This window comes from Bartonella sp. AD13SXNS, from assembly GCF_042196465.1.
Taxonomy (GTDB): Bacteria; Pseudomonadota; Alphaproteobacteria; order Rhizobiales; family Rhizobiaceae; genus Bartonella.
Genome location: NZ_JBHIQI010000010.1, coordinates 1 through 23,640, shown reverse-complemented (window position 1 = coordinate 23,640; position 23,640 = coordinate 1). Strand labels below are relative to the sequence as shown.

General features: G+C 37.2%; 14 protein-coding genes and 1 tRNA gene. 6 read left to right on the top strand and 9 right to left on the bottom strand.

Annotated features, from left to right (window positions below):
- Positions 1–10: 10 nt before the first annotated feature.
- Positions 11–3,499: a DNA polymerase III subunit alpha gene (gene dnaE, locus ACFIMQ_RS06945; protein ID WP_375616586.1), complete on the bottom strand. Its 3,489-nt coding sequence runs from the start codon at positions 3,497–3,499 to the stop codon at positions 11–13.
- Positions 3,500–3,865: 366 nt separating this feature from the next.
- Here dnaE and recG point away from each other — a divergent pair, with 366 nt between their 5' ends.
- Positions 3,866–5,974, top strand: coding sequence for an ATP-dependent DNA helicase RecG (gene recG, locus ACFIMQ_RS06940; RefSeq protein WP_375703663.1), 2,109 nt, complete (start codon positions 3,866–3,868; stop codon positions 5,972–5,974).
- A 403-nt stretch (positions 5,975–6,377) separates the two neighbouring features.
- Here recG and glmS read toward each other — a convergent pair whose 3' ends face one another.
- From glmS to ACFIMQ_RS06915, 5 genes are all read right to left on the bottom strand, one after another.
- Positions 6,378–8,201 (bottom strand): glutamine--fructose-6-phosphate transaminase (isomerizing), encoded by a 1,824-nt coding sequence (gene glmS / locus ACFIMQ_RS06935; RefSeq protein WP_375616584.1) that lies wholly within the window; start codon positions 8,199–8,201, stop codon positions 6,378–6,380.
- Positions 8,202–8,373: 172 nt separating this feature from the next.
- The gene (glmU, locus tag ACFIMQ_RS06930) at positions 8,374–9,723 is read right to left on the bottom strand and encodes a bifunctional UDP-N-acetylglucosamine diphosphorylase/glucosamine-1-phosphate N-acetyltransferase GlmU (RefSeq protein ID WP_375616583.1); all 1,350 of its coding nucleotides are present in this window, start codon (positions 9,721–9,723) and stop codon (positions 8,374–8,376) included.
- 14 nt (positions 9,724–9,737) lie between these two features.
- The gene (locus tag ACFIMQ_RS06925; protein WP_375616582.1) at positions 9,738–10,523 is read right to left on the bottom strand and encodes a cytochrome c biogenesis CcdA family protein; all 786 of its coding nucleotides are present in this window, start codon (positions 10,521–10,523) and stop codon (positions 9,738–9,740) included.
- A gap of 47 nt (positions 10,524–10,570) precedes the next feature.
- Positions 10,571–11,560: a carboxypeptidase regulatory-like domain-containing protein gene (locus tag ACFIMQ_RS06920; protein WP_375703681.1), complete on the bottom strand. Its 990-nt coding sequence runs from the start codon at positions 11,558–11,560 to the stop codon at positions 10,571–10,573.
- Positions 11,561–11,599: 39 nt separating this feature from the next.
- Positions 11,600–11,923: a HesB/IscA family protein gene (locus tag ACFIMQ_RS06915; RefSeq protein WP_375616581.1), complete on the bottom strand. Its 324-nt coding sequence runs from the start codon at positions 11,921–11,923 to the stop codon at positions 11,600–11,602.
- Positions 11,924–12,031: 108 nt separating this feature from the next.
- On the opposite strand from ACFIMQ_RS06915, the gene ACFIMQ_RS06910 reads away from it, so the two are divergent.
- The 3 genes from ACFIMQ_RS06910 (at position 12,032) to ACFIMQ_RS06900 (ending at position 17,603) form a co-directional block, all read left to right on the top strand.
- The gene (locus tag ACFIMQ_RS06910) at positions 12,032–13,234 is read left to right on the top strand and encodes a deoxyguanosinetriphosphate triphosphohydrolase (protein WP_375703662.1); all 1,203 of its coding nucleotides are present in this window, start codon (positions 12,032–12,034) and stop codon (positions 13,232–13,234) included.
- Positions 13,235–13,264: 30 nt separating this feature from the next.
- Complete coding sequence (gene argS, locus ACFIMQ_RS06905) at positions 13,265–15,022, top strand: arginine--tRNA ligase (protein WP_375703661.1); 1,758 nt, start codon at positions 13,265–13,267, stop codon at positions 15,020–15,022.
- Positions 15,023–15,173: 151 nt separating this feature from the next.
- Positions 15,174–17,603: an SPOR domain-containing protein gene (locus tag ACFIMQ_RS06900; RefSeq protein WP_375703660.1), complete on the top strand. Its 2,430-nt coding sequence runs from the start codon at positions 15,174–15,176 to the stop codon at positions 17,601–17,603.
- 186 nt (positions 17,604–17,789) lie between these two features.
- On the opposite strand, the gene ACFIMQ_RS06895 is transcribed toward ACFIMQ_RS06900, so the two are convergent.
- A complete protein-coding gene (locus ACFIMQ_RS06895) occupies positions 17,790–18,065 on the bottom strand; it encodes a hypothetical protein (protein WP_375703659.1) in 276 nt (91 codons plus the stop codon).
- 288 nt (positions 18,066–18,353) lie between these two features.
- Between ACFIMQ_RS06895 and ACFIMQ_RS06890 the strand changes: the two genes are divergently transcribed.
- Positions 18,354–19,460 (top strand): branched-chain amino acid aminotransferase, encoded by a 1,107-nt coding sequence (locus tag ACFIMQ_RS06890; protein WP_375703658.1) that lies wholly within the window; start codon positions 18,354–18,356, stop codon positions 19,458–19,460.
- 110 nt (positions 19,461–19,570) lie between these two features.
- Here ACFIMQ_RS06890 and glpX read toward each other — a convergent pair whose 3' ends face one another.
- Positions 19,571–20,557 (bottom strand): class II fructose-bisphosphatase, encoded by a 987-nt coding sequence (glpX, locus tag ACFIMQ_RS06885; protein ID WP_375703657.1) that lies wholly within the window; start codon positions 20,555–20,557, stop codon positions 19,571–19,573.
- Positions 20,558–20,699: 142 nt separating this feature from the next.
- The gene (locus ACFIMQ_RS06880) at positions 20,700–22,016 is read right to left on the bottom strand and encodes a homoserine dehydrogenase (protein ID WP_375616574.1); all 1,317 of its coding nucleotides are present in this window, start codon (positions 22,014–22,016) and stop codon (positions 20,700–20,702) included.
- A gap of 1,446 nt (positions 22,017–23,462) precedes the next feature.
- Between ACFIMQ_RS06880 and ACFIMQ_RS06875 the strand changes: the two genes are divergently transcribed.
- Positions 23,463–23,537, top strand: a tRNA-Glu gene (locus ACFIMQ_RS06875).
- The last annotated feature ends 103 nt before the right edge of the window (positions 23,538–23,640 follow it).

The window sequence follows — 23,640 nt, the reverse complement described above, 5'->3', positions numbered from 1 at the left end:
TAATCTTTTTTTAACTCAACTCTACATCGACCACCCCCTGAATTAACTTCATAGCATTTGCGACATGTGAATTTACCTTATATCGCTTAGGAAGCGCAATTTCGACTTCTCGCAATCCATCCTCTTGAATTAAAATAAGTCCAACCTCTCCATTCCCCCCAAGATTTAAATTTTGTTCAATTTGTGGAAGCATATCAACTGTTTTTATAAAAAGACGCATCATTTTATGCTGCTGTAACGCTTCTTTTTCCAAAGACTGAATTGTCTCAATTCGCAAACTAATTCCTTCAGAGCGATTTTCTGCGCTCACCGTAATAATAAAAGATTTTCCGGGTTCTAGCATCTCTTCATAATCCGAGAGTGCCTCAGAAAAGAGAACTGCTTCATATTGTCCACTTGTATCAGAAAAATGAATAATTCCCATTTTTTTACCAGATTTTGTTTTGCGCACGTTTTTTGCCACAACAGTTCCAGCAAGTCGTGCAGCCGTTGCCCCCGCTTTAACGGCATTGGCAAAATTACCCCAAGTCTGAACGCGTTTTTTAGCGAGAATGGTTTGATACTCATCCAATGGATGAGCTGAAAAGTAAAAACCTATAGCTTGAAATTCTCGATAAAGTTTTTCAGCCAGCAACCAAGGAGTCGTTTGCGATAAAATCAAGGGCTCTTTTAATCCGCCTGCCATTCCAAATATATCAACCTGCCCGCTAGAATTGTCATCTAGAATACGAAGTGCCCGCGCATGAAGGGTTCCAAGATTGGCTAATAAAACCTCACGTGCAATGCTAAAACAATCAAAAGCGCCAGCACAAACTAAACTTTCCATCGCACGCTTATTAACAATATGAGGATCAACACGCGCACAGAAATCTTCTAGATCCTTAAAAATTTCATTTCCACGACAAGCGACAATATGATCTACAACCGTTTCTCCCACACCTTTAATGGCAGCAAGAGAATAATAAATACAGTTATCACCAACCTCAAAAACACGATGAGATGTTTGTATAGAAGGCGCAATAACTTCAATACCCAGCCTTAACGCTTCACGCCGAAAATCATTGAGCTTATCGGTATTCGTCATATCATACGTCATTGAAGCAGCTAAAAACTCAACGGGATAATTGGCTTTCATATACGCTGTTTGATAAGAAACAATCGCATAAGCAGCAGCGTGTGATTTATTAAAACCGTAATCGGCAAATTTTGCTAAAAGATCAAATATAATATCAGCTTGCTCTTTATCAACACCACCAGCAACAGCGCCATTGACAAAACGCGTACGCTGTTTTTGCATTTCTGCATGAATTTTTTTCCCCATAGCGCGCCGTAATAAATCAGCTTCTCCAAGCGAGTAACCAGCCAGCACCTGAGCAATCTGCATCACCTGTTCTTGATAGACTATAACACCTTGTGTTTCTTTAATCAGATGATCTATTTTAGGATGAATAGAAGCTATCTCCTCTTCCCCATGTTTGCGTGCATTATAGGTTGGTATATTCTCCATTGGACCAGGACGATAAAGCGCAACCAGCGCAATAATATCTTCAATACGGTCTGGCTTCATTCCAATCAGCGCCTTGCGCATACCAGAACTTTCCACCTGAAACACACCAACCGTTTCACCACATGCCATCATAGCGTAGGTTGCTTCATCATTTAGAGGGATATTTGACAAATCTATTTTGATCTTCTTTCTGGCAACAAAATCAACAGCCATTTTCAAAACAGTCAGTGTTTTTAGTCCAAGAAAATCAAATTTTACCAACCCTGCCTGTTCTACATATTTCATATTAAATTGTGTAACAGGCATATCAGAACGAGGATCACGATACATCGGGACAAGCTCCCAAAGCGGACGATCTCCTATAACAATCCCAGCAGCATGCGTTGAAGCGTGACGATAAAGTCCTTCCAACTGAAGTGCTATATCTAATGCGCGTCCAATGACGGGATCTTTTTTCTTTTCCTCTTCAAATTTGGATTCATCCTTAATAGCATCCGCTAATTCTACCTGACTTCCTGGCGTAGCAGGAATTAATTTTGTAAGATAATCCACCTGACGATAAGGAACTTCTAAAACACGCCCCACATCACGCAAAACTGCACGTGCTTGTAACTTACCAAAGGTAATAATTTGAGCAACTTGATCACGTCCATATTTTTTTTGAACATATTGAATAACTTCTTCACGCCGCTCTTGACAAAAATCGATATCAAAATCTGGCATCGAAACACGATCTGGATTGAGAAAACGTTCAAAAAGAAGGGAAAAACGCAATGGATCAACATCGGTAATCGTTAATGCATAAGCAACAAGTGAACCAGCACCAGATCCCCGCCCTGGACCAACAGGAATATCATGAATCTTCGCCCATTTTATGAAATCTGAAACGATAAGAAAATATCCAGAAAATTGCATACGCGTAATAACTGAAATCTCATAATCAAGCCGCTGCTCATAATCTGCAATCGTATACCCTTCAGCCAATCCAATTGTTTCAAGGCGCATCTTCAAACCAGCTTTAGCTTGATTTAACAATTCACTATCTTCTGCTTCTAAAGTATTTTCTGAATTAGAAGATTGTTCTATAAAACGAGGCAATATCGGTTTTCGAAGAGGCGTGGCAATATGACAACGCAATGCAATTTCAACACTATTTTCTAAAGCTTCTGGAAGATCAGAAAATAGCGCAACCATTTCATCTTGTGACTTCAAGTAATGATCTGGCGTCACCCGTTTGCGATCTGGATTAGAGACGATTTGTCCTTCTGAAACAGCCATCAACGCATCATGCGCTTCATACCCCTCTCTCTTCAGAAAAAAGGCTTCATTCGTTGCAACAAGAGGAATTTCATGTGCATAAGCTAATTCAATAAGGTCTGCTTCTACTCTTCGATCATAAGAGCCATGTCGCTGTAATTCCACATAAAGACGATCAGAAAAAATTTTTTTTAAATAAATTAAGCGTTCAACAGCGCGTTCTTTTTTTTCTTCTAACAAAGAACAATTAATAGGTCCTCCCTTTCCACCCGTTAAAGCGATTATTCCTTCACTGTGTTCTGACAACCAATCAGCTTTAATATGAGGAGGATCAGTATCACATTTATCAAGATAAGCACGGCTTACAAGACGAACCAAATGAGCATAACCGGTTTCGCTAGCAGCCAACAGAACAATAGAGCAGAAATCAGAAGCATTACGTCCTTTAACCAAACGTGAATGATTATTTTCATCACAAAAATCAACGGTAAGCTGACAACCAATAATGGGTTGAACCCCATGAGAAAGACAATACTGCGAAAACTCCAAAGCACCAAATAAATTATTGGTATCGGTAATAGCAACCGCTGGAGCATGATCTAAAATCGTCTGTTGAATAATTTGTGGGATTTTTAAAGCCCCTTCGAGCAAGGAATAAGCTGAATGCACTCTCAAATGAATAAAGCGAGGAAGAGAATTTTTGTATTCTTGCATTTTATTTTTATCTTTGACCACTCTCACAATTTCCTACTATAAACTAAATGCCAAACAGCACCCCTTAAAGAAAAAAATTCAGGCTAGCATAACTTTAAAGCTATAAATTTATCGTCTCACATAGAAAAAATATCCTAGTTTTATTGATATTTATAAGAGAGTTCTATCAAGAAAGTGCCTCTATTCACAGCAAATAAACGCCTAAAATAAAAAGAAGCAAAATATGCCATAAGGACTTTCATTTTTTTATTTTATTTCTCTTTTAAAGATAATTTCTTTTCTTACAATGCAATGTGTAAATAAAATAACATCTTCTTTAATGACTTTATCCCCAAAAAGCTCTTCTAAAGGTCTAGAAAAAACAAAAAGAGCAGGTTAAATTTTCTCATGCCTCCAAGTCTTCTTGCCCCTCTTTTCAACTCTATTCGAACCCTTTCTGGTATTACACCTAAAATCTATGGCTTACTGACCAAACTCTTAAATGTTAATCCTACACAACGGGAAGTAACCCTTATTGATCTCCTTCAATTAATGCCCCATTCCGTTATAGACCGCAGAATGCGTCCCAGTATTGCTTGTGCAAAAGAAGGAGATACTGTGACGCTTGAAATTATCATTGATCAACATCAACCACCACCCCGTGGTCATAACCGAATTCCCTATCGTGTTATTGCGCATGATCAAACAGGAAAAATAAATTTAGTCTTTTTTCATGCTCAACCTCTTTGGCTAAAAAAACAACTTCCCGAAGGCAAAAAAGTCGTTGTATCAGGAAAAGTTGAATGGTTTAATGGGCAGCTTTCAATGGCGCATCCAGACTATATTGCCCCAAGCGAACAATCAAATCAGATACCTCTCATCGAACCGATTTATCCATCTACTGCAGAACTCACTGCAAAGACGCTAAGACGCGCCATACAAAACGCTCTTGATTTTATTCCTCTTCTACCAGAATGGATAGACGAAAATATAAAAAAGCAGCAAAATTTTCCTTCTTTTTCTATTGCTTTACGCCGTATCCATTCGCCCATTAACCCCGATGATCTATCCTTAGAAAGTACAGCACGCAAACGTCTTGCCTATGATGAATTGCTCGCTTGTCAATTGGCGCTAGGACTCGTGCGTTTGAAAACTAAATCTCTTATTGGCACTTCTCGACCAGCAACTGGAATTTATACTAACAAATTGCTCAATATCCTCCCCTTTCAACTTACAACCGGACAAATAAAAGCGGTAGAAGATATCGCAAATGATCTTGCTTCACCAGAACCGATGCTAAGACTGCTCCAAGGTGATGTAGGCGCAGGAAAAACTGTCGTTGCATTAATGGCAATGGCACAAATTGCTGAAAATTCAGGACAATCAGCTTTAATGGCACCAACCGAAGTGCTGGCTAGGCAACATTTTGCCACCATTGCCCCTCTTGCCGAAAAGATCGGATTACAAACAACGCTTTTAACAGGACGAGAAAAAGGAAAATTGCGGACAAATATCTTAAATGATATTCTGTCAGGTCAAGTTTCTATTGTTATCGGAACTCATGCTCTCATACAAAACAGCGTTACTTATAATAATCTCGCTTTAACCATTATCGATGAACAACACCGTTTTGGTGTCCATCAACGTATTGCCCTTACAGAAAAAGGCAATCAACCTGATATGCTGGTTATGACCGCCACGCCCATTCCGCGCACACTTGTCTTAACAGCTTTTGGTGATATGGATGTCTCTAAAATTACAGAAAAACCAATTGGGCGACAACCCATTACAACAGCAACGCTTTCTTTAAAACGTCTTCATGAACTTATAGAGAGAATCGCAATTGCATTAGAAAAAGGAGAAAAGCTCTATTGGATTTGTCCTTTAGTGGAGGAATCGACAGCTCTTGATCTCACTTCAATTGAAAACCGCTTCGCATTTCTCCATGAACGTTTTGGAGCACACGTTGGTATGGTCCATGGAAAAATGTCTACAGCAGAAAAAGAAGCCGCTATGGCATCTTTTAAATGTGGAAATACACGTATTTTAGTTGCAACCACCGTCATTGAAGTGGGAGTAGATATTCCAGATGCTTCGATCATTATCATCGAACACGCGGAACATTTTGGTCTTTCTCAATTGCACCAATTACGTGGACGTGTAGGACGAGGCGATAAAAAATCTTCCTGCATTTTGCTCTATAAAGATCCACTGACTAAAACAGCAGCAACACGCCTTAATATTATACGCAATACAGAAGATGGTTTTGAAATCGCTGAAGAAGATTGGCGTTTGCGAGGTGAAGGAGAGCTTCTAGGTACAAAACAATCCGGAGTCCCTGAGTTTCATATAGCAAACCTTGCTGTTCACAGTGATCTTTTGTCAATGGCAAGAAAAGATGCTCGTTTATTTTTACAACGCGATCCTCATCTTTCTTCTGAGCAAGGACAAGCTTTACAGTTACTCCTTTATCTTTTCGGACACGACGATGCTACACGTCTCTTACGATCAGGGTAACTCTAGAAAAGAACTTTTGATAAAAAACTTAAATACCTCTCTCTTAAAATATGATTTTCTTTCTTGAAATAATCCATAAATAACCTAATCAATTTTTCCCCCATCTTTATGCCTCATGAAAGAATAACAAACCAACGGCAGATCTTCTCTTACAATCTGGATGACTCTGCATTAAAACAATAAAAGCACTCTTGCGCTCTTTTTGCCATTATATTCACACAGCTGATTCATTTTTTGATAGGTAAAAAATATTTTTCATTCTGTCGTAAAGGGTTTGGAATGAAAAATTCAGTCGTGGAGATTCTTATTTGACAGAGAAAAATGGAAGAATAAGCTATTATTATAAATCAATTTTTTACACTTGATTATTCTCTAATCAGATTCAGAAATACAAACGCTATTTTTATTCAACCGTGACTGATTTTGCTAAATTACGGGGTTGATCAACATCTGTTCCTAATAAAACAGCCGTATGATAAGCGATTAACTGAATGGGGAGAGCATAAATAATAGGAGCAATAAATTCTGAAACATCTGGCAAAGTAATCGTTGATAAAGTCTGAAAACAAGCTGCTTTTGCTCCTTTTTTATCGGTTATTAAAATAATACGACCATTGCGCGCTACTACTTCTTGCATATTAGAAAAAGTCTTTTCAAACCATCGATCATAAGGCGCCACCACAATAACGGGTATTGTCTCATCTACCAACGCAATTGGCCCATGCTTCAACTCACCCGCCGCATAACCTTCAGCATGAATATAAGAAAGCTCTTTCAATTTAAGGGCTCCCTCCAAAGCAATCGGATAAGAAGTTCCACGTCCCAAATAAAGAACACTTTTTGCATTCACCAAATCACGACAAATAGATTCAATTTTGCCTTCTAATTTTAAGACCTCATTTAAAATACGAGGAACTTCTGCCAACTGCTGAACCAATTGCTGTTCCATTTGAACTGTAAGATAACCACGTTGTTTAGCAGCACTAAGAGCAAGTGAAGCAAGCGTTGCCAATTGACAGGTAAAAGCTTTTGTTGAAGCAACACCTATTTCCGGTCCGGCAAGTGTTGGGAGAATAAAATCAGCCTCCCTTGCCATTGTTGATTGTTCAACATTCACAATTGTTGCTGTTTTTATACCCCGTTCACGACAATAACGCAAAGAAGCCAATGTATCCGCTGTTTCACCAGATTGAGAAACAAACAATGATAACGCATCAGACGTTATAGGAGGTTCGCGATAACGAAATTCCGAAGCGACATCATTATCAACACTTAAAGCGGCAAATTTTTCAAACCAATAGCGCGCAACTAAGGTTGAGTAATAAGCCGTTCCACAACTCGCAAAAAGAAGCCGATGAATATTTTTCCAATCAATCAAATTCTCAAGTGGTCGAACCGCATAATTCCCAAGATCAAGATAATGCGCCAAATTATGAGAAATCACTTCAGGTTGTTCAAACATTTCCTTGTGCATAAAATGACGATGATTACCCTTAGAAATCAATAAAGCCCCTTCAAGTAATGGTGTCACAGGACGTTTTATCAGTTGGTTGTTGGCATCGTAAATTGTGACACCCTCCCGTGTGATAACAGCCCAATCCCCATCTTCCATATAGCTAATGTGATCAACGAATGGCGCTAAAGCAATGGCATCTGACCCCACAAAAAATTCATCTTTTCCATACCCAATTGCCAGAGGTGGACCAGAACAAGCCGCAATCATAAGGTTATCTTCACCTTCAAAAATAAGAGCAATAGCAAAAGCCCCCTGCAGCCTTTTCCAACTGGTACGTATGGCTTCTTGCGGAGAAAGACCATCTTTTAATGCACGCGTTATTAAATGTGCAATAACTTCCGTATCCGTCTCTGTTTCAAAGATACAACCATCCTCTATGAGTTCCTTTTGCAGTTCTACAAAATTTTCAATAATACCATTATGAACAATCGCAAGCTTTTCAGTCACATGGGGATGCGCATTGCGTTCAACAGCAATTCCATGCGTAGCCCAACGCGTATGACCAATCCCTAAACTTCCCTTCAGAGGTGTTTTTTTTAATTTTTCTTCTAAATGAACAAGCTTCCCCTCAGCACGTACACGATAAAGATGCCCATTATGGACCGTTGCCACCCCAGATGAATCATACCCTCTATATTCGAGACGTTTTAATCCCTCAACCAAAGAGGACGTAACACACCTCTTTCCAAGAACTCCAATAATTCCACACATTAAAAAGCTCCAACCCACATCTTAAGATTCAAATCTTATATAACAATCCAACAGCCTTTATTTAAAACTGTAAATAATAAAATAATTCAAACATGGAGGACGGCAATCTTTAAGAATAAACCTTCCATCCATCGTTAGATTAATACGAAACAAAAGAATAACCTGAAAGTAATCATTTTTTCTGTTTGTTTTCTAACAAGCGTGCACGAAATTTTATCGCATAGCCCTCTTTTATAACCTGTCGTGCACGCCCAAAAGCCATACTGTTCATAGGAATATCTTCAGTAATAACACTTCCTGAAGCAACATAAGAACCATCCCCTATTACCAATGGAGAAACAAGCGCCGTATTAGACCCAACAAAAGCATGATCACCAATCATGGTTTTATATTTGTTAAATCCATCATAATTGCACGTAATCGTACCGGCTCCAATATTGGTATGTGCACCAATTTCAGTATCACCAATATAACTTAAATGATTGATTTTAGAAGATTCTCCTACCTTGGCTTGTTTAACTTCACAAAAATTTCCAATCTTTACGGACTTAGCCAACTCTGTTCCAGGACGCAAACGTGCATAGGGACCAATCTGTGCATCTCTACCAACCACAGCACCTTCGAGATAACTAAATGCATGAATAACAGCACCAGATTGCACTTTTACACTTAACCCAAAATAAACATTTGGTTCTATCACCACCCCTGGTTCAATTTCTGTATCATAAGAAAAATAGAGTGTTTCTGGTTTTAAGAGTGTAACACCTGATAACATTAAATCGTGTGCTTTACGTTTCTGCCATAAAGAATCAGCCCTCGATAGCTCAAAACAATTATTAATTCCTACAATATCTTCAAAAGGCACTTCAACAACACGTACATCTAATCCTTCGCGTGTTGCAAGAGAAGCAATATCTGTTAAGTAATATTCTTTTTTTATATTGTTATTATCAACCTTCTCTAAAAGAGAAAGCGCATGTTTTCCACGCATAGCGAGTATTCCACCATTACAAAAAGAAATCTTTTTTTCTTTATCGCTAGCGTCTTTTTCTTCTACAATTGCGATCAATTTACCATTTTTCTCGAGAAGACGCCCATAACCTGTTGGATTTTGGGTATGAAAACCTGCAAAAACAACATCTGCTCCATCAGCAAGCTGTGCACGCATTTGGTGCAATGAATCTTGCTGAATGAGAGGCGTATCCCCAAAAACAATGAGAACATCATCCACTTCCTTTTGCAAAGCTAAACGAGCAGATAAAACAGCATGAGCCGTTCCTAAACGTTCTTTTTGTTCAAAAATCATCACATCTTTTACAAGTGACTGAACAACGTGCGTAACCTCCTTAGCACCAAATCCCACAACAACGGCTAATTGCGAAGAGCCTGCCAATTCTATTTGTTTTAGAACATGGCATATAAGGGGTAACCCAGCAATTTTATGAAGTACCTTAGGCAGAGACGATTTCATGCGCGTCCCCTCACCTGCGGCAAGAACAATAGAAAGACAACTTCTAACCATAAAAACACATAAGACTAACGAGAAAATCCAAAAAAATTCATAATATTGTGCCAACGAATATCTTCAATATAACTCAACGAAGGATAATGTTCTAAAAGCCAAAATGAAATATCCTGCATAGAACCTGTTAAAAACAAAATCCCTGTAAGAATAAGAAAAACACCAATAATTTTTTCAACTTTTCCTAAATGAATACGAAAAGCGCCTAAAAATCGCATAAAACTGCTCGAAAATAAAGCTGCTAACATAAAAGGAATAGCAAGACCTAATGCATAAACCGCTAAGAGAACAGCTCCCTCACCCACAGTTTCTTTTGTTCCAGCAAGCGTTATAATAGGACCTAAAATAGGGCCAATACACGGTGTCCAACCAAAGGCAAAAGCTAAACCGATAATATACGCGCCTAAAGGACCAGCAGGTGTTTTTTGGGTCTGAAAACGCGCTTCACGAAATAAAAAAGCGATCTTGAAAATCCCCAAAAAATTTAAACCAAAAATAATAATGATCATTCCAGCTGCAAGTGCAAACCAATCACGATAATAACCGATGAATTTCCCAATTGTGCTAGCACTGGCACCTAAAGCTACAAAAACAGTCGTAAACCCAAGAACAAAAGCAATAACAGAAGACAATAAAGCCCACCGTATAAAGACTTTCTCATCACGATTTTCTGAACGAAAATCATCAATACCAATACCTGCCATATAACACAAATAGGGAGGAACTAACGGCAAAACACACGGCGACAAAAAAGAAAGTGCCCCAGCAAAAAACACACCAACTGTTGAAACTTCAATCAAAACTCATACTCCGTCTCTCATCATGGCTTAAGCCCCATGAACAACGATCAATCCATGTCTTCATCAATTCGTTGCATATTTTGTTCATTCGCCACCACGTTTATATCTTCATCATGACCAGAAACGACCGAAAAAACTTTTTGATAAATTTTATCTTTATTTTTAGCAATTGCAATATACTCCCCCTCCGCTAACACGAGTGAAACATAAGCACCAACTGTTTCATAAACAATATCACCAGAATCATTGGCAAGAGACCAGCTTGTATCTGCAAGTGCTTCCCCTCCTTCTTGTCGTACCAACTTTAACACAATTTGAGCGGCCTGATGCTCAAGAGTAACTTCCGTCATTTTACCAGCTTCTACTTGAATATCCGAACGCGCAGTCGCATTAATAGCCCCATAATGGGAAGCAATATGATAGCGACCAGCTTTTAAACGCACAACTGATTGAGGTTTAACATTTGATAAAATCACCCCCGTATCATCATTTTCTTTTTCATCCTCATAGATAGTGAAACGAAGTTCTTTTTCATTAATTACACCATTGAGCAGTGTTGCATTTAAAATAACACCACCAGCATCAAGATTAAAGTTTTTTACAAGACTCTGTCCATTTTCTAAACGAATATGGCGCATAGCACTCATATGGCCAAATGAAACATGAACAAGATAACTTCCTGGTTCTAGATCAAAACGCGCACCTCCCCCCTTATAAGTTGCCACTAATGGTAATTTATTATCAACCCCTAAAATAGGTGCATAAACCCGCCAGATAAGCCCTTTCTCAATATCCAGATGACTATTTGTTAATCGAGCCTTCAAAATAAGCTGTATCTGAGATGTTAAATTTTCTTTTTCCTGCTCTTGAGACTTAGCGATAAAACTCCTTGATTGTTCCTGCTGCTGATCTTGCCCTTCTCCTTCTTCAGAAAAAGCACAGTGGCTCCAAATCAATAAAAGAAGCACTACACATAACCACACATATCGGTGCACTATTTTTATAAGAATACCCATTTTTACATTGTTGACCAACATGATCTTTTTTTCAAGAAACAATATCACAAAGGCACCATTCTAAATTGAAAAACTTACACCACAACCACACGCTGAAACAGCATTAGGATTATGAATTTGAAAAGATTGTCCCATAAGATCATCAACAAAATCAATTTCAGCTCCTTCCATGAAAGGGAGTGATAGTGAATCAATAAATACAATTGCCCCATCTTTTTTGAGAACGAGATCATCTTTACCCATTTCAGAAACCAAGTCATATTTATAAGAAAAACCAGAACATCCCCCCCCTTCAACAGAAATACGTAATGCTATTTTATCGGGATCACGCAAAAGTATTTGTGCAATTCTCTTGGCAGCAACATCTGAAATTTTCACATTCATTTTATATATCCTTGCATTAAACCATCAAGAAAGAGTATCCCACACTTAAAGAGAAGTTTATTCGCCATAAACCACTCTTAATTTTAAGATGATAATGGATAGCTTGCAATGGATATAGGCAATATCAACTTCAATTACCAATCTCGAGCAGTCTACAGTGCTCATCCGCAAACAAGCCGTGGTAGATTATTCCATGAAACGATGAGTATCACACGCTCACCCTTTCAACGAGATAGAGATCGTATTATCCATTCTAATGCATTTCGACGTCTTAAACATAAAACGCAAGTGTTTATTGCTGATGAAAGCGATCATTATCGTACTCGCCTAACCCATTCCATAGAGGTTTCTCAAATTGCACGAACATTAGCCCGTGCCCTGTGTCTTGATGAAGACCTTGCCGAAGCCATTGCCCTTGTTCACGACTTTGGACACACACCCTTTGGCCATGCAGGAGAAGATGCTCTTAATGAAGCCATGACACCGTATGGCGGCTTTGACCATAATGCACAAGCATTACGCATTGTCACAAAACTAGAACAGCGCTATGCAAATTTTGATGGACTTAACCTTACATGGGAAACCCTCGAAGGACTTGTAAAGCATAATGGTCCCCTTTTAGGTCCTTACGCGAAGAATAAGGAGGTTCCTATCGATATTTTACAATACAATGCGAAACAAGACCTTGCACTTGATTGTTTTGCAGGACTAGAAGCGCAATGTGCTGCTATTGCAGATGATATCGCATACAATGCGCATGATATTGATGATGGTCTACGGTCGCAATTTTTAACACTTGATCAATTTGAACATGTTTCACTAACAGCAGCAATATTAAAAGATATAACAGATGAGCATCCCCACCTCGACCAAGCGCGTCGCGGTTACACACTTGTACGAAGACAAATAACAACCATGGTTGAAGATGTTATCAAACAATCACAAGAAAATTTAGCACGAATCAAACCAACAAGCATAAACGATATTCACCAAGCAAAACAAACCATTGTCACCTTTTCACCGACAATGACCGTTTATGAAAAAGAACTAAAAAACTTTTTATTTAAAAATCTTTATTACCATGAACAAGTTCTTAGCCGTCGTAATGCAGCAAAATGCATTGTACAAAAATTATTCAATTGTTATTATGAAAATCCAAATACAATGCCTGAAAGTTGGCAGAGCAAAACAGTGCACTTAAAAAATCAAGAGTTAGCACGTTTGATTGCTGACTTTCTTTCAGGTATGACGGATCACTACGCTCTACGTGAATATCAGCGTTTATTTGACCATACAGATAATTTCGTTTAATGGCTTTTGGCATCATCATGGAAGCTAAATATGAATATCTTTAAAAATTTCGAAAAAAAAATTAAGAGATCAATTGAATTATCTGATATAAAAGGAAAAAATGGAGAAGATCTAGATTTATCAAAAATCACTGTTGATCCTCCGCGTGATTCCTCCCATGGTCATTTATCAACCAATGCTGCTATGGTACTTGCAAAATCTATTGGAATCAATCCACGTGCACTTGCAGATAAAATCATAGAACTTCTTAAAAATGATTCCTCTATCGAAAATATAGATGTTGCCGGTCCTGGCTTTATCAACATCAAGCTTACAAAATTATTTTGGCAAGATGTTATAAAATCCATGCTTGAATTAGGTACTTCTTATGGTCGTATCCCAATGGGACAAGGAAAACGTGTCAATGTTGAATATGTTTCAGCGAATCCGACAGGGCCAATGCATGTAGGACACTGCCGCGGAGCCGTTGTTGGAGATGTCCTTTCCAATTTGCTACAATTTACTGGCTATAACATTACGAAAGAATATTATATCAATGATGCTGGTCAACAAATCGAAATCCTCGCTCGCTCTGTGCTGTTGCGCTATCGTGAAGCTCTTGGGCAAAAGATTAATGAAATTCCAGAAGGGCTCTATCCTGGAGAATACTTGATACCATTGGGTCAATCGCTTGTTCAAGAATTTGGTGACCAACTCCTCACGATGGATAAAAATGAAGTCTTATCTCTCGTGAAAGAACGTGCAATTCATGCAATGATGTCCATGATTCGTGAAGATTTGGCTGCTCTTAATATCTATCATGATATCTTTTTTTCTGAGCGAATGCTTTATGCAGACAATGCACGCGCTATTCGTAACACGATTAATGATCTTACTTTAAATGGTTATATCTACAAAGGAAAACTTCCTCCTCCCAAGGGACAAAATACAGAAGACTGGGAACCAAGCGAACAAACTTTGTTTCGTTCAACAAATGTCGGTGATGACCAAGACCGTGTTTTGATCAAATCTGACGGTTCTTACACTTATTTTGCGGCTGATGTTGCTTATTTTCGGGATAAATTTAATCGTCATTTTGATGAAATGATTTACATTCTAGGAGCAGACCATGCGGGCTATGTAAAACGACTAGAGGCAATGGCAAAAGCGATTTCTGGTGATAAAGCCAAATTAAGTGTTTTCTTATGTCAATTGGTAAAACTCTTTCGCAACGGTCAACCTGTCCGCATGTCAAAAAGAGCAGGATCATTTGTCACTCTACGGGATGTTGTCGAAGAAGTTGGTCGTGATCCTGTACGTTTTATGATGTTATACCGTAAGTGTGAAGCGCCTCTTGATTTTGATTTTGCAAAAGTAACAGAACAATCAAAAGATAACCCCATCTTTTATGTACAATATGCAAGTGCACGTTGTCACTCAGTCTTTCGTCAAGCACAAGAAGCGCTTCATATTGAAAGCTTTTCAAATGATACATTGACCTCTCATCTTCATCGATTAACAGATGACAATGAAATATTGTTAATACGCAAACTTTCTGAATATCCACGTGTCATTGAACAGGCCGTCGTTCATAAGGAACCACATCGATTAGCGTTTTATCTTTATGACCTGGCTTCCAGCTTTCACACCCATTGGAATAAAGGGAGTGAAAATCTTAATTTACGCTTTATTCAACCTGATGATAAAGAGTTATCCTTTGCAAGATTGGGATTGATACAAGCTGTTATCAATATTTTATCATCAGGACTTACCATCATAGGAGTTGAGGCCCCCATAGAAATGCGTTGAAAAAGTTCTATAAATACATACAATAGGTACTTTATTGATAAACTTTTTCATGTATCCTTGCATGAGAGGGGGAAAATTTATAATTTTAATATAACAAATCAAAATTAACCATTGATTGCACGTAAGTGCAAATCATCATGTGAGAAAAGCTATGAGCGATAACGATCGCAAAAATTTGCACGAAACAAAACACGATCATGGACACCATGATCCTTTAGAAAGACTTACGCGCATTTTTAATCCGAATAAACAAATCGGAAATCAAAATGAACGATCTTCTCTACAAACAGATCAATCAACACCCCACCCCAAAACATCATCCCACGATGATGATTTTGATTTGTCCTTTTTAGAGGAGGAGTTTGAAAATAATTTAACGCATGATTTACCATTTGATGATCAAAAAAAGCAATGGAACTTACACGCAACCAGCAATGCACCAGCCTTAGATATTGCACAAACTGCTTCTTTCAAGGATTTAAAACAAAATAATTTATCTGAAGAAAAATATTCTCCTCGTACCAGTCATGATGAAGAACAGATTTTAGATGCACTTTCTCCATTACCAATCCAAAAGAATCAATTACCTCAAAAGAAAACAACAGCAACCAATGCTGATCCTTCTTTTGAAAAAAGTAATCTTGTTTCACAATCAGAATCAGAAAATTTCTTTTTTGATAAATTTGAAAGACACGAAAATAAGAGAGACATGACAGAAGCTGTTGAACAAATAAATCGTTTTTCACAAACAACCTCACAACAGCCAGAAATTCGGGATATACAAAAAAATTATACTGATGTTACCTCTTCTATGGAGGAAAATGAATTTTTCTCATCTTCTGACCTTGTGTCAGAAAGACAAAACACTACCAAAAATAAAATAACAAGTGACTTCTCCCCACCTTTAGATTCTACACAAATTGACAAACAGCCTTATTTAAAGGCGGACGTACAAGAAGATCATACAATCAACTATCCCCATTTTTTTGAATCCCCCCCTTCACAACAAGAAACTTATAGCGAAAAAGTTTCAACATATAATGATGCTCAAGCCCAATGCATCAATAACACTGGAAATATTTCTAACCAAAACAGAGAAATTTCATATAATGAGAATAATTTAGATGAGTTTCTTTCCTCATCAGCTTCCCTTGATACGAAACAAACGGATAGTTTTTTTGCCCATAACTATACGCACAGAAATACTCCTCCTCCCAATGTTGATACTTATAAATTTTCAGAGGAAATCGTAGAAAAAACTGGCCCTATTATGGTTCCAGAAATCCCGTATGAAGCCCCAGAATATGATGTACCAACAAGTGGTGGTTTAGAAGAAGAATTTGCTGATGTACTCAATGTAGGAAATGTCCCAACAGACAGTTTTTCTCAAAAACAACAGAAAAATGAGGTTTTCAATGAAGTTTTTCATCAAACTATGCAAAATTCAAAAGAAGGTGTTTATATAAACTCTACAGAACAAAATGCCGACTATTTTTCTGCTGCCAATATGGGATACAATTCTCCGTCTTTTAGCGAAAATTCACTCCACACAAACTCAGATGAGATCCTCACGCATCCATCAGCTCCCCCTCCCTTAAAAAGTTTTATTTTTGGTAAAACTGTCATCAAAGGTATTTTCCTTCTTATTTTAATGGCAATAGGATTTGCTGGTTATTCTCACTTTTTTATGTCATCACAAAAAAATGAAGAAACAGTCATTATCCACGCTGATAATACGCCTTTTAAATTCAAATCGGAAACAACTGAAACAAAAAATGATGTCGCACATAATTTAGATATCTATAAACAAACAACTGAACAAAATGAAAAACAAGAAAATGCGCAACAATTTCTCATTGATAACTCTGAACAACCTGAAAATTTAGAGAAGTTAAATCCAGAAGCATCTTCAAATTTTTCATCATCTTCTTCAAATGAATCTGATGTTGAAGACTCCGTTACAGAAGCTGTCAATCATACTATTCCCACACGAGAAGTACAAACTGTTATTGTCAATCAAGATGGTACAGTAACACTCGCTCCCGCGCATCAAACAGAGAGCAAATCTGCCGCTCAATCTGAAGAAACCATTACTCAAACTCCTGATGAGCTTCAAGATCCGTCCCTCGTTTCATCGCATGATTCCAATAGAAACGACCAAGAAAGTGATCATGATCTCAACAATAATATTGATAAAATAATAGCTGAAAATACTTCTAACCTGAATATTGAAGGAAAATTTATCCCAATTCCTTCTCATGCAGAGAGAAATGCACAAGTCGAAACAGAGGCTGCATCTCGCCCCACCTCATCAAACAGAGTTGCACCACAAAGTTCAGAAAGTTATTACGTACAACTTGCATCTCAACCAACGCATGAGCTGGCTAGAGATTCTTTAAAAAATATGAAATCTAAATTTGGGTTCCTTATCGGTGCCCGTCCTTTAAATATTCAACCGGCTTTTATACCAGAAAAAGGTACCTATTACCGTGTTCGTATCCAAACACATAACCGTAATGAAGCCGTAACCCTTTGTGAAAGTATTAAAAATTCCGGTGGAAGTTGCTTCATCACACGCTAAAACAATAAATGCAACGGTTTTAATAACCGTTGCATTATTTATTTCAATACCAGCTCATTACTTATCGAAAACGTTAGAAATTACAATTCCCTCAATCTTTCTTTTTCGCTTATGCTTTTGCGCTGACTTTATTCTTTAAGCTCCATCGATTTTAGCCTTATCTAAAAGATTATATTTACGAAAAAATCACTGCATATCCTTATAGGTATAAGGTACAGGAGGAAGAGAATTTAAATCTTTTTGGGGCGTTGTTACAGTGTGACTTGTTTCTGGAGTATTATAATGCAAAATATGTTCAGGAGATTTTGCAAAAAAAGATCCTAAAAAACCAAAAATAAACCAGATAATAGCGAGCGCAAGAAGAATAGCAAAAATACCTTTAGCGATTGAAATACGCTGTTCACGTTCTTTTCTTTCTGCAGCCATACGTTCTTCATATGTGTGATAATTTTTATCAATCATAGTGGATTCCTTTTCTCGATACCCTTACTTTTAAATTTCTAGAAAATACGCATATATGAAATTATTCAGATGCTTATTTTGAGAAAACGATAAATATAGATAAAGGTTCCAGACTACTTCATAAAGTTGAGAAAAAGATCCAAGAATAAAATCAACAATAGCGACCATAACCCTGAAGTCTATAATAAAACATTGACATAAAGGTTTTGCTAATAATAAAGTTGTGATCAAAATATCCCATTATTTATTTCTATTAATAAAAATAAAATATACTAAAAGGTTTTTCTTATGAAATCTCCCATATCATCGCTTCTATTTAAAATAGAAAAACACCCATCACCTTTGTCAGAAGAAAAACGTGAAAAAATTCTACAAAGTCCCGGTTTTGGTCAGTTTTTTACAGATCACATGTGTACTATTCAATGGACTGAAGACAAAGGCTGGCATAATGCCATTATTTCTCAATACAAAGCTTTAGAAATTAATCCTGCAAGTACCGTTTTGCATTACGGACAAGAAATTTTTGAGGGCTTAAAAGCATATCGTGCAAAAGATGGGCGCATCTTACTCTTCCGTCCTGATGCCAATGCACAACGGTTTATAGAGTCAGCACAACGGTTAGCGATGCCAGAATTACCAAAAAATATTTTTCTAGATGCCGTTCATCAATTAGTAAAAATTGATCAAAAATGGGTTTCCGATCATCCCAATGCTAGCCTCTATATACGTCCATTTATGTTTGGCAATGAAAGCTTTTTGGGTGTTCGCTCTTCTCAAGAATATCTTTTTTGTATCATAGCCTCTCCAGTCGAATCCTATTTCAAAGGAGAAGAAAAATCTGTCAGCGTTTGGATTGAAACAGATTATAGTCGAGCCGGTCCAGGGGGAACAGGGGCTGCCAAATGTGGTGGAAACTATGCAGCAAGCTTACTTGCACAAAAAAATGCAACTGAAAACAATTGTAGCCAAGTGCTCTTTCTCGATATGGTTGAACATAAATGGATTGAAGAACTTGGTGGTATGAATGTCTGCTTTATTATGGACAATAATACACTCGTAACCCCTCCACTTAATGGAACGATCCTTCCAGGAATAACACGTCATTCACTCTTAGAATTGGCGAAACAAATGGGATTAGAGATAGAAGAGCGTCCTTATTCTTTTAAATCTCTCCAAGAAGATGCAAAGAGTGGACATCTTAAAGAAGTCTTTGCTTGTGGTACAGCTGCCGTTGTCACATCAATTGGTCGTTTTAGATATAAAGGGGGAGAGTTTATTATTGGAAATGAAACAGTTGGAGAAATTACAAAGCAGCTTCGTACACAATTGGTCGGCCTTCAAAAAGGGGATATAGAAGATAAAAACGGCTGGGTACATTCTATCCAGCTTTCATAATAATAAGATATTCTCATATTTATAACGCTTCCATGAATACATATCTACCTTCATGGAAGCGTACGTTCTCGCTAAAAAATTTCTCTATTTTTTAGTGACGACAAAAAACATTAATCAAATTTTGAATAATCTTTATGCTGTGCTTTAATATTGCGGACTGTTCCCGTATGGGAACGCATTACGAGAGTTTCTGTTTGAATATAGCGAGGCGTGAATTTAACGCCAGAAAGCATATTACCATCTGTCACCCCTGTTGCTGAAAACAAAACATCACCCTTTGCCATTTCTTCCATTGTATAAACCTTATTGGGATCACTAATCCCCATTTTAGCTGCACGAGCAATTTTCTCTTCTGTATCAAGCAGCAAACGACCTTGCATCTGTCCTCCAATGCAGCGCAAAGCAGCAGAAGCTAAGACACCCTCTGGTGCTCCACCAATCCCCATATAGATATCAATACCTGTTTCTTCTGGATCAGTTGTATCAATAACAGCAGCCACATCTCCATCACCAATCAAGCGAATCGCTGCTCCTGTTGCTCGTACTTCATCAATCAATTTTTCGTGACGAGGTCTATCCATAATACAAACAGTAATCTGATTAACGGCTACTCCTTTAGCCTTTGCAAGAGCATGGATATTATCGGCAGGACAAGCATCTATATCTACTATTCCCTTTGGATAACCAGGACCAATAGCAATTTTTTTCATATAAACATCAGGAGCATAAAGGAGGTTACCCTTTTCAGCAATTGCAACCACAGCCAAAGAATTGGCAATATTTTTAGCGCAAAGTGTTGTTCCCTCCAGTGGATCAAGTGCAATATCAATCGCCAATCCATTTTGAAGACCTACTTTTTCCCCAATATAAAGCATAGGGGCTTCATCCCTCTCACCTTCGCCAATCACCACTGTCCCCTCAATAGGCAATTGATTAAGTTCCCGCCGCATTGCATCTACAGCAGCTTGATCCGCCGCCTTTTCATCGCCACGTCCGCGCCAACGTGCAGCAGCAACTGCAGCACGTTCAGTGACACGTACCAATTCAAGCGTCAAAATACGATCAAGTCCATTTAAAATCTTCTGAGTTGTGGGCATATGAAAAATCCTACCGAATGAATACCAGAAAAAATATTAGTCCTTATTAAGCACTAAGAATAAAGCTTTGGCAAAGATAAAAACTTTTCACAAGAGATAAAAGCGCTCAAGCTCGCCTTTTTGTTATTATTAAAGAAAGTTATCAATTCTCTGCCATACGTTCAATACGAATAAATTGAGATTTTGCAACAAGATGTCCATCTTTTTCAATTTCTGTAAGTGCTTGTCGCACATTCACTTCTGTTGTTTCATGGGTAATTAAAATAATCGTTTTTTCAATCTGATTTTCTACAAAAGGTCTTTGAACAATCGACTCCAATGAAATGTGATTATCAGCCATATGCCTTGCAACTGCAGCAAAAACACCAGCACGATCATGAACATTTAAACGAATAAAATAACCACCTGCATGATGCGAAATACGTGCTTTTTTATGAGGAGTAAGTTCTAATGCTGGACGTCTTAAAACAGGTGCATAGTGAAAGCCAGAACGCGCTTTTGCTATATCCGCCAAATCACCAATAACAGCTGATGCTGTTGCCATTCCTCCAGCACCAGGACCAGAAAACAGTAATTCACCTAATAAATCACTTTGAATAGAAAGAGCATTGGTTACACCATTTATCTGCGCAATCATTGAAGATGTTGGTACCATTGTTGGATGAACGCGTTGCTCTATTCCAGAATCCGTTTTTAATGCAACCCCTAAAAGCTTAATCCGATACCCCAATTCATCAGCTGCTCTGATATCAATTTGCGAAATATTATGAATTCCTTCAACATAAACATTATCTAACGAAATAGCTGTTCCAAATGCCAAGCTTGTCAACAAAGCTAATTTATGGGCCGTATCATTTCCCTCAATATCAAAAGTTGGATCTGCTTCAGCATAACCAAGTCTCTGAGCATCTGCTAAACAATCTTTAAATGAAAGACCTTCCGTAAACATGCGTGTTAATATATAATTACAGGTCCCATTAAGAATACCATAAATCCGCGATATATGATTACCGGAAAGAGATTCCCTCATCGCTTTAATAACAGGAATTCCTCCTGCAACGGCTGCTTCAAAATGAAGAAAAACACCTTTTTTTTCTGCAATTATAGCCAGTTCTACTCCATGTTGAGCAAGAAGAGCTTTATTAGCCGTCACAACATGATGTCCTGTCTCTAGTGCTCTCTTAACAGCGGTATACACCACATCTAATTCACCACCAATTAACTCTACAAAAACGTCAATCTCATCAGAGGCAGCCATCTCTACAGGTGAATCAAACCATCTTATATCACTCAAATCAATTCCACGATTACGGCCTTTATCGCGCGCACTAACAGCAACGACTTTGATTAATCGCCCACATTGACAAGCTAAACTATTTGCCTTTTCACATAAAGCTCGAACAACTGAAATACCAACCGTACCAAGTCCCGCAACGCCAACTTTTAAAGCTTCTGCCATTCCCTAACCACTAATCCTTATCTTCATTGAAAAAATCGTTAAATGATATGTCATCAACACAAAGAATGCTGACATCCATAAAAACAAAATAAATACTCTGCTCTATTCACTCCATTTTTTCTAATAGAATTATTCACAATTTTTTAATAAAAATCACTAAAAATACAAATATTTATTTTCTTCAAACTTTTCAGAACCTTAATAAAATATCTCATTCAGAATAAAAATCTGCGAAACTGATAAATACAAGTTATCATAAAGAATTGCCTTGTTAAAAAAACAAAACTTTTTCATAAAAACTAAACTCTATCAACAAAGCATGGAAAAAGTTCTAAAAAACAATTAACAAAAAGTTAAAAAGTATTGAAAAATTGGTAGAAGACACAACAACATTTCTTCTAAATCAACAAATATTAAACAAAAAACATTCTTTCATATGATAAGTTAGGAGAATAGATAAAATAAAGTGACCAGTAAATAATACCACATTCCTTCCTACCATTACATAGCTTTGAACCATAATTCTTTAATGCAAAAGTCTCCACGGTCTCATATATCAAAATAGAACATTACATTAAAATAAAAAACAAGACTTAATGTGTGTGTACTATAATTCCAAGATATTATAAATATGGAGAATAAATTTGTAAAATTCGAATATTTTAGCTCAACTTATTGCCACCCCTTTGAAAACCTAACAAATTGAAAAGGCAAGAACCTCAATCAAGCCTTTTACCCACGCTGTTTCATTTTTCAATAAAGACCCCTCTCAATACGTGAGAAAGCAAATGAAAGAGCTTTTAATTTTAAATTTTTTACAACCATATAAAAGTAAAGATGAAAAAAACAATTTTTAATATATTCTGCAAAACTTGCTTTAATCATTTTTATTCTAGTCATACAGACTCTTTATATTTTATTAAACTGATAGGATTCTATAGCTTATGCTTCAAAAGAAACTTTTATATGATTCGTACTATTTGTTACCTTGGTAATAAATATTGGCTTTCTACTTCATAAAATATACAATTTTTTATTTTATGATAAACTCAAGTGTGCAAGTTTTTGTATAAAAGCTGTCTCAAGTAAGTTAAATAATATTCTCATGTGCAAGCATAAAGTAACAAGCAATAAATTATACAAAAAATAAACACATTTAAAATGCTGTTAAAATTAAAATGCTGTTAAAATGTTGTCTTGGTCATTTTACCTACGCCTCAAACCGAAAATAAACAAAAATATCATTCGCTGGGACGATTCTCACATCAAAACTTTCTATTAATCGTGATACTCTTATATTTTTTCTACAAAAAATCTTAAAAAATAAAATGATCCAACCAAGAGTCTCTCAAAAATTATTCAAGAAAACACACTTTTTTCAAAAAAAAATGACACAGAGGGCTTGCGAAGTAAAAAGATCCTCTCTATAAGCCTCATAATTGGTTTGCGCCCATCGTCTAGCGGTTAGGACATCGCCCTTTCACGGCGGAAACAGGGGTTCGATTCCCCTTGGGCGTACCATGTTTCTTTTTACTGTACACAATCTATTGATTTTATATATCCTTTTTAATGTACGGGGTATGTGGATAAAAGTTAGAGAATAGGATTTTTAACATATCTCTTA

Bases quoted from the DNA above. Each gene is read 5' to 3' on its own strand.
- glmU (WP_375616583.1), bottom strand. From the start codon at position 9,723: ATGGTTAGAAGTTGTCTTTCTATTGTTCTTGCCGCAGGTGAGGGGACG.
- ACFIMQ_RS06895 (WP_375703659.1), bottom strand. From the start codon at position 18,065: ATGATTGATAAAAATTATCACACATATGAAGAACGTATGGCTGCAGAA.
- ACFIMQ_RS06900 (WP_375703660.1), top strand. From the start codon at position 15,174: ATGAGCGATAACGATCGCAAAAATTTGCACGAAACAAAACACGATCAT.
- ACFIMQ_RS06910 (WP_375703662.1), top strand. From the start codon at position 12,032: ATGGATATAGGCAATATCAACTTCAATTACCAATCTCGAGCAGTCTAC.
- recG (WP_375703663.1), top strand. From the start codon at position 3,866: ATGCCTCCAAGTCTTCTTGCCCCTCTTTTCAACTCTATTCGAACCCTT.
- ACFIMQ_RS06890 (WP_375703658.1), top strand. From the start codon at position 18,354: ATGAAATCTCCCATATCATCGCTTCTATTTAAAATAGAAAAACACCCA.
- glmS (WP_375616584.1), bottom strand. From the start codon at position 8,201: ATGTGTGGAATTATTGGAGTTCTTGGAAAGAGGTGTGTTACGTCCTCT.
- ACFIMQ_RS06880 (WP_375616574.1), bottom strand. From the start codon at position 22,016: ATGGCAGAAGCTTTAAAAGTTGGCGTTGCGGGACTTGGTACGGTTGGT.
- ACFIMQ_RS06915 (WP_375616581.1), bottom strand. From the start codon at position 11,923: ATGAATGTGAAAATTTCAGATGTTGCTGCCAAGAGAATTGCACAAATA.
- ACFIMQ_RS06920 (WP_375703681.1), bottom strand. From the start codon at position 11,560: ATGTTGGTCAACAATGTAAAAATGGGTATTCTTATAAAAATAGTGCAC.
- argS (WP_375703661.1), top strand. From the start codon at position 13,265: ATGAATATCTTTAAAAATTTCGAAAAAAAAATTAAGAGATCAATTGAA.
- glpX (WP_375703657.1), bottom strand. From the start codon at position 20,557: ATGCCCACAACTCAGAAGATTTTAAATGGACTTGATCGTATTTTGACG.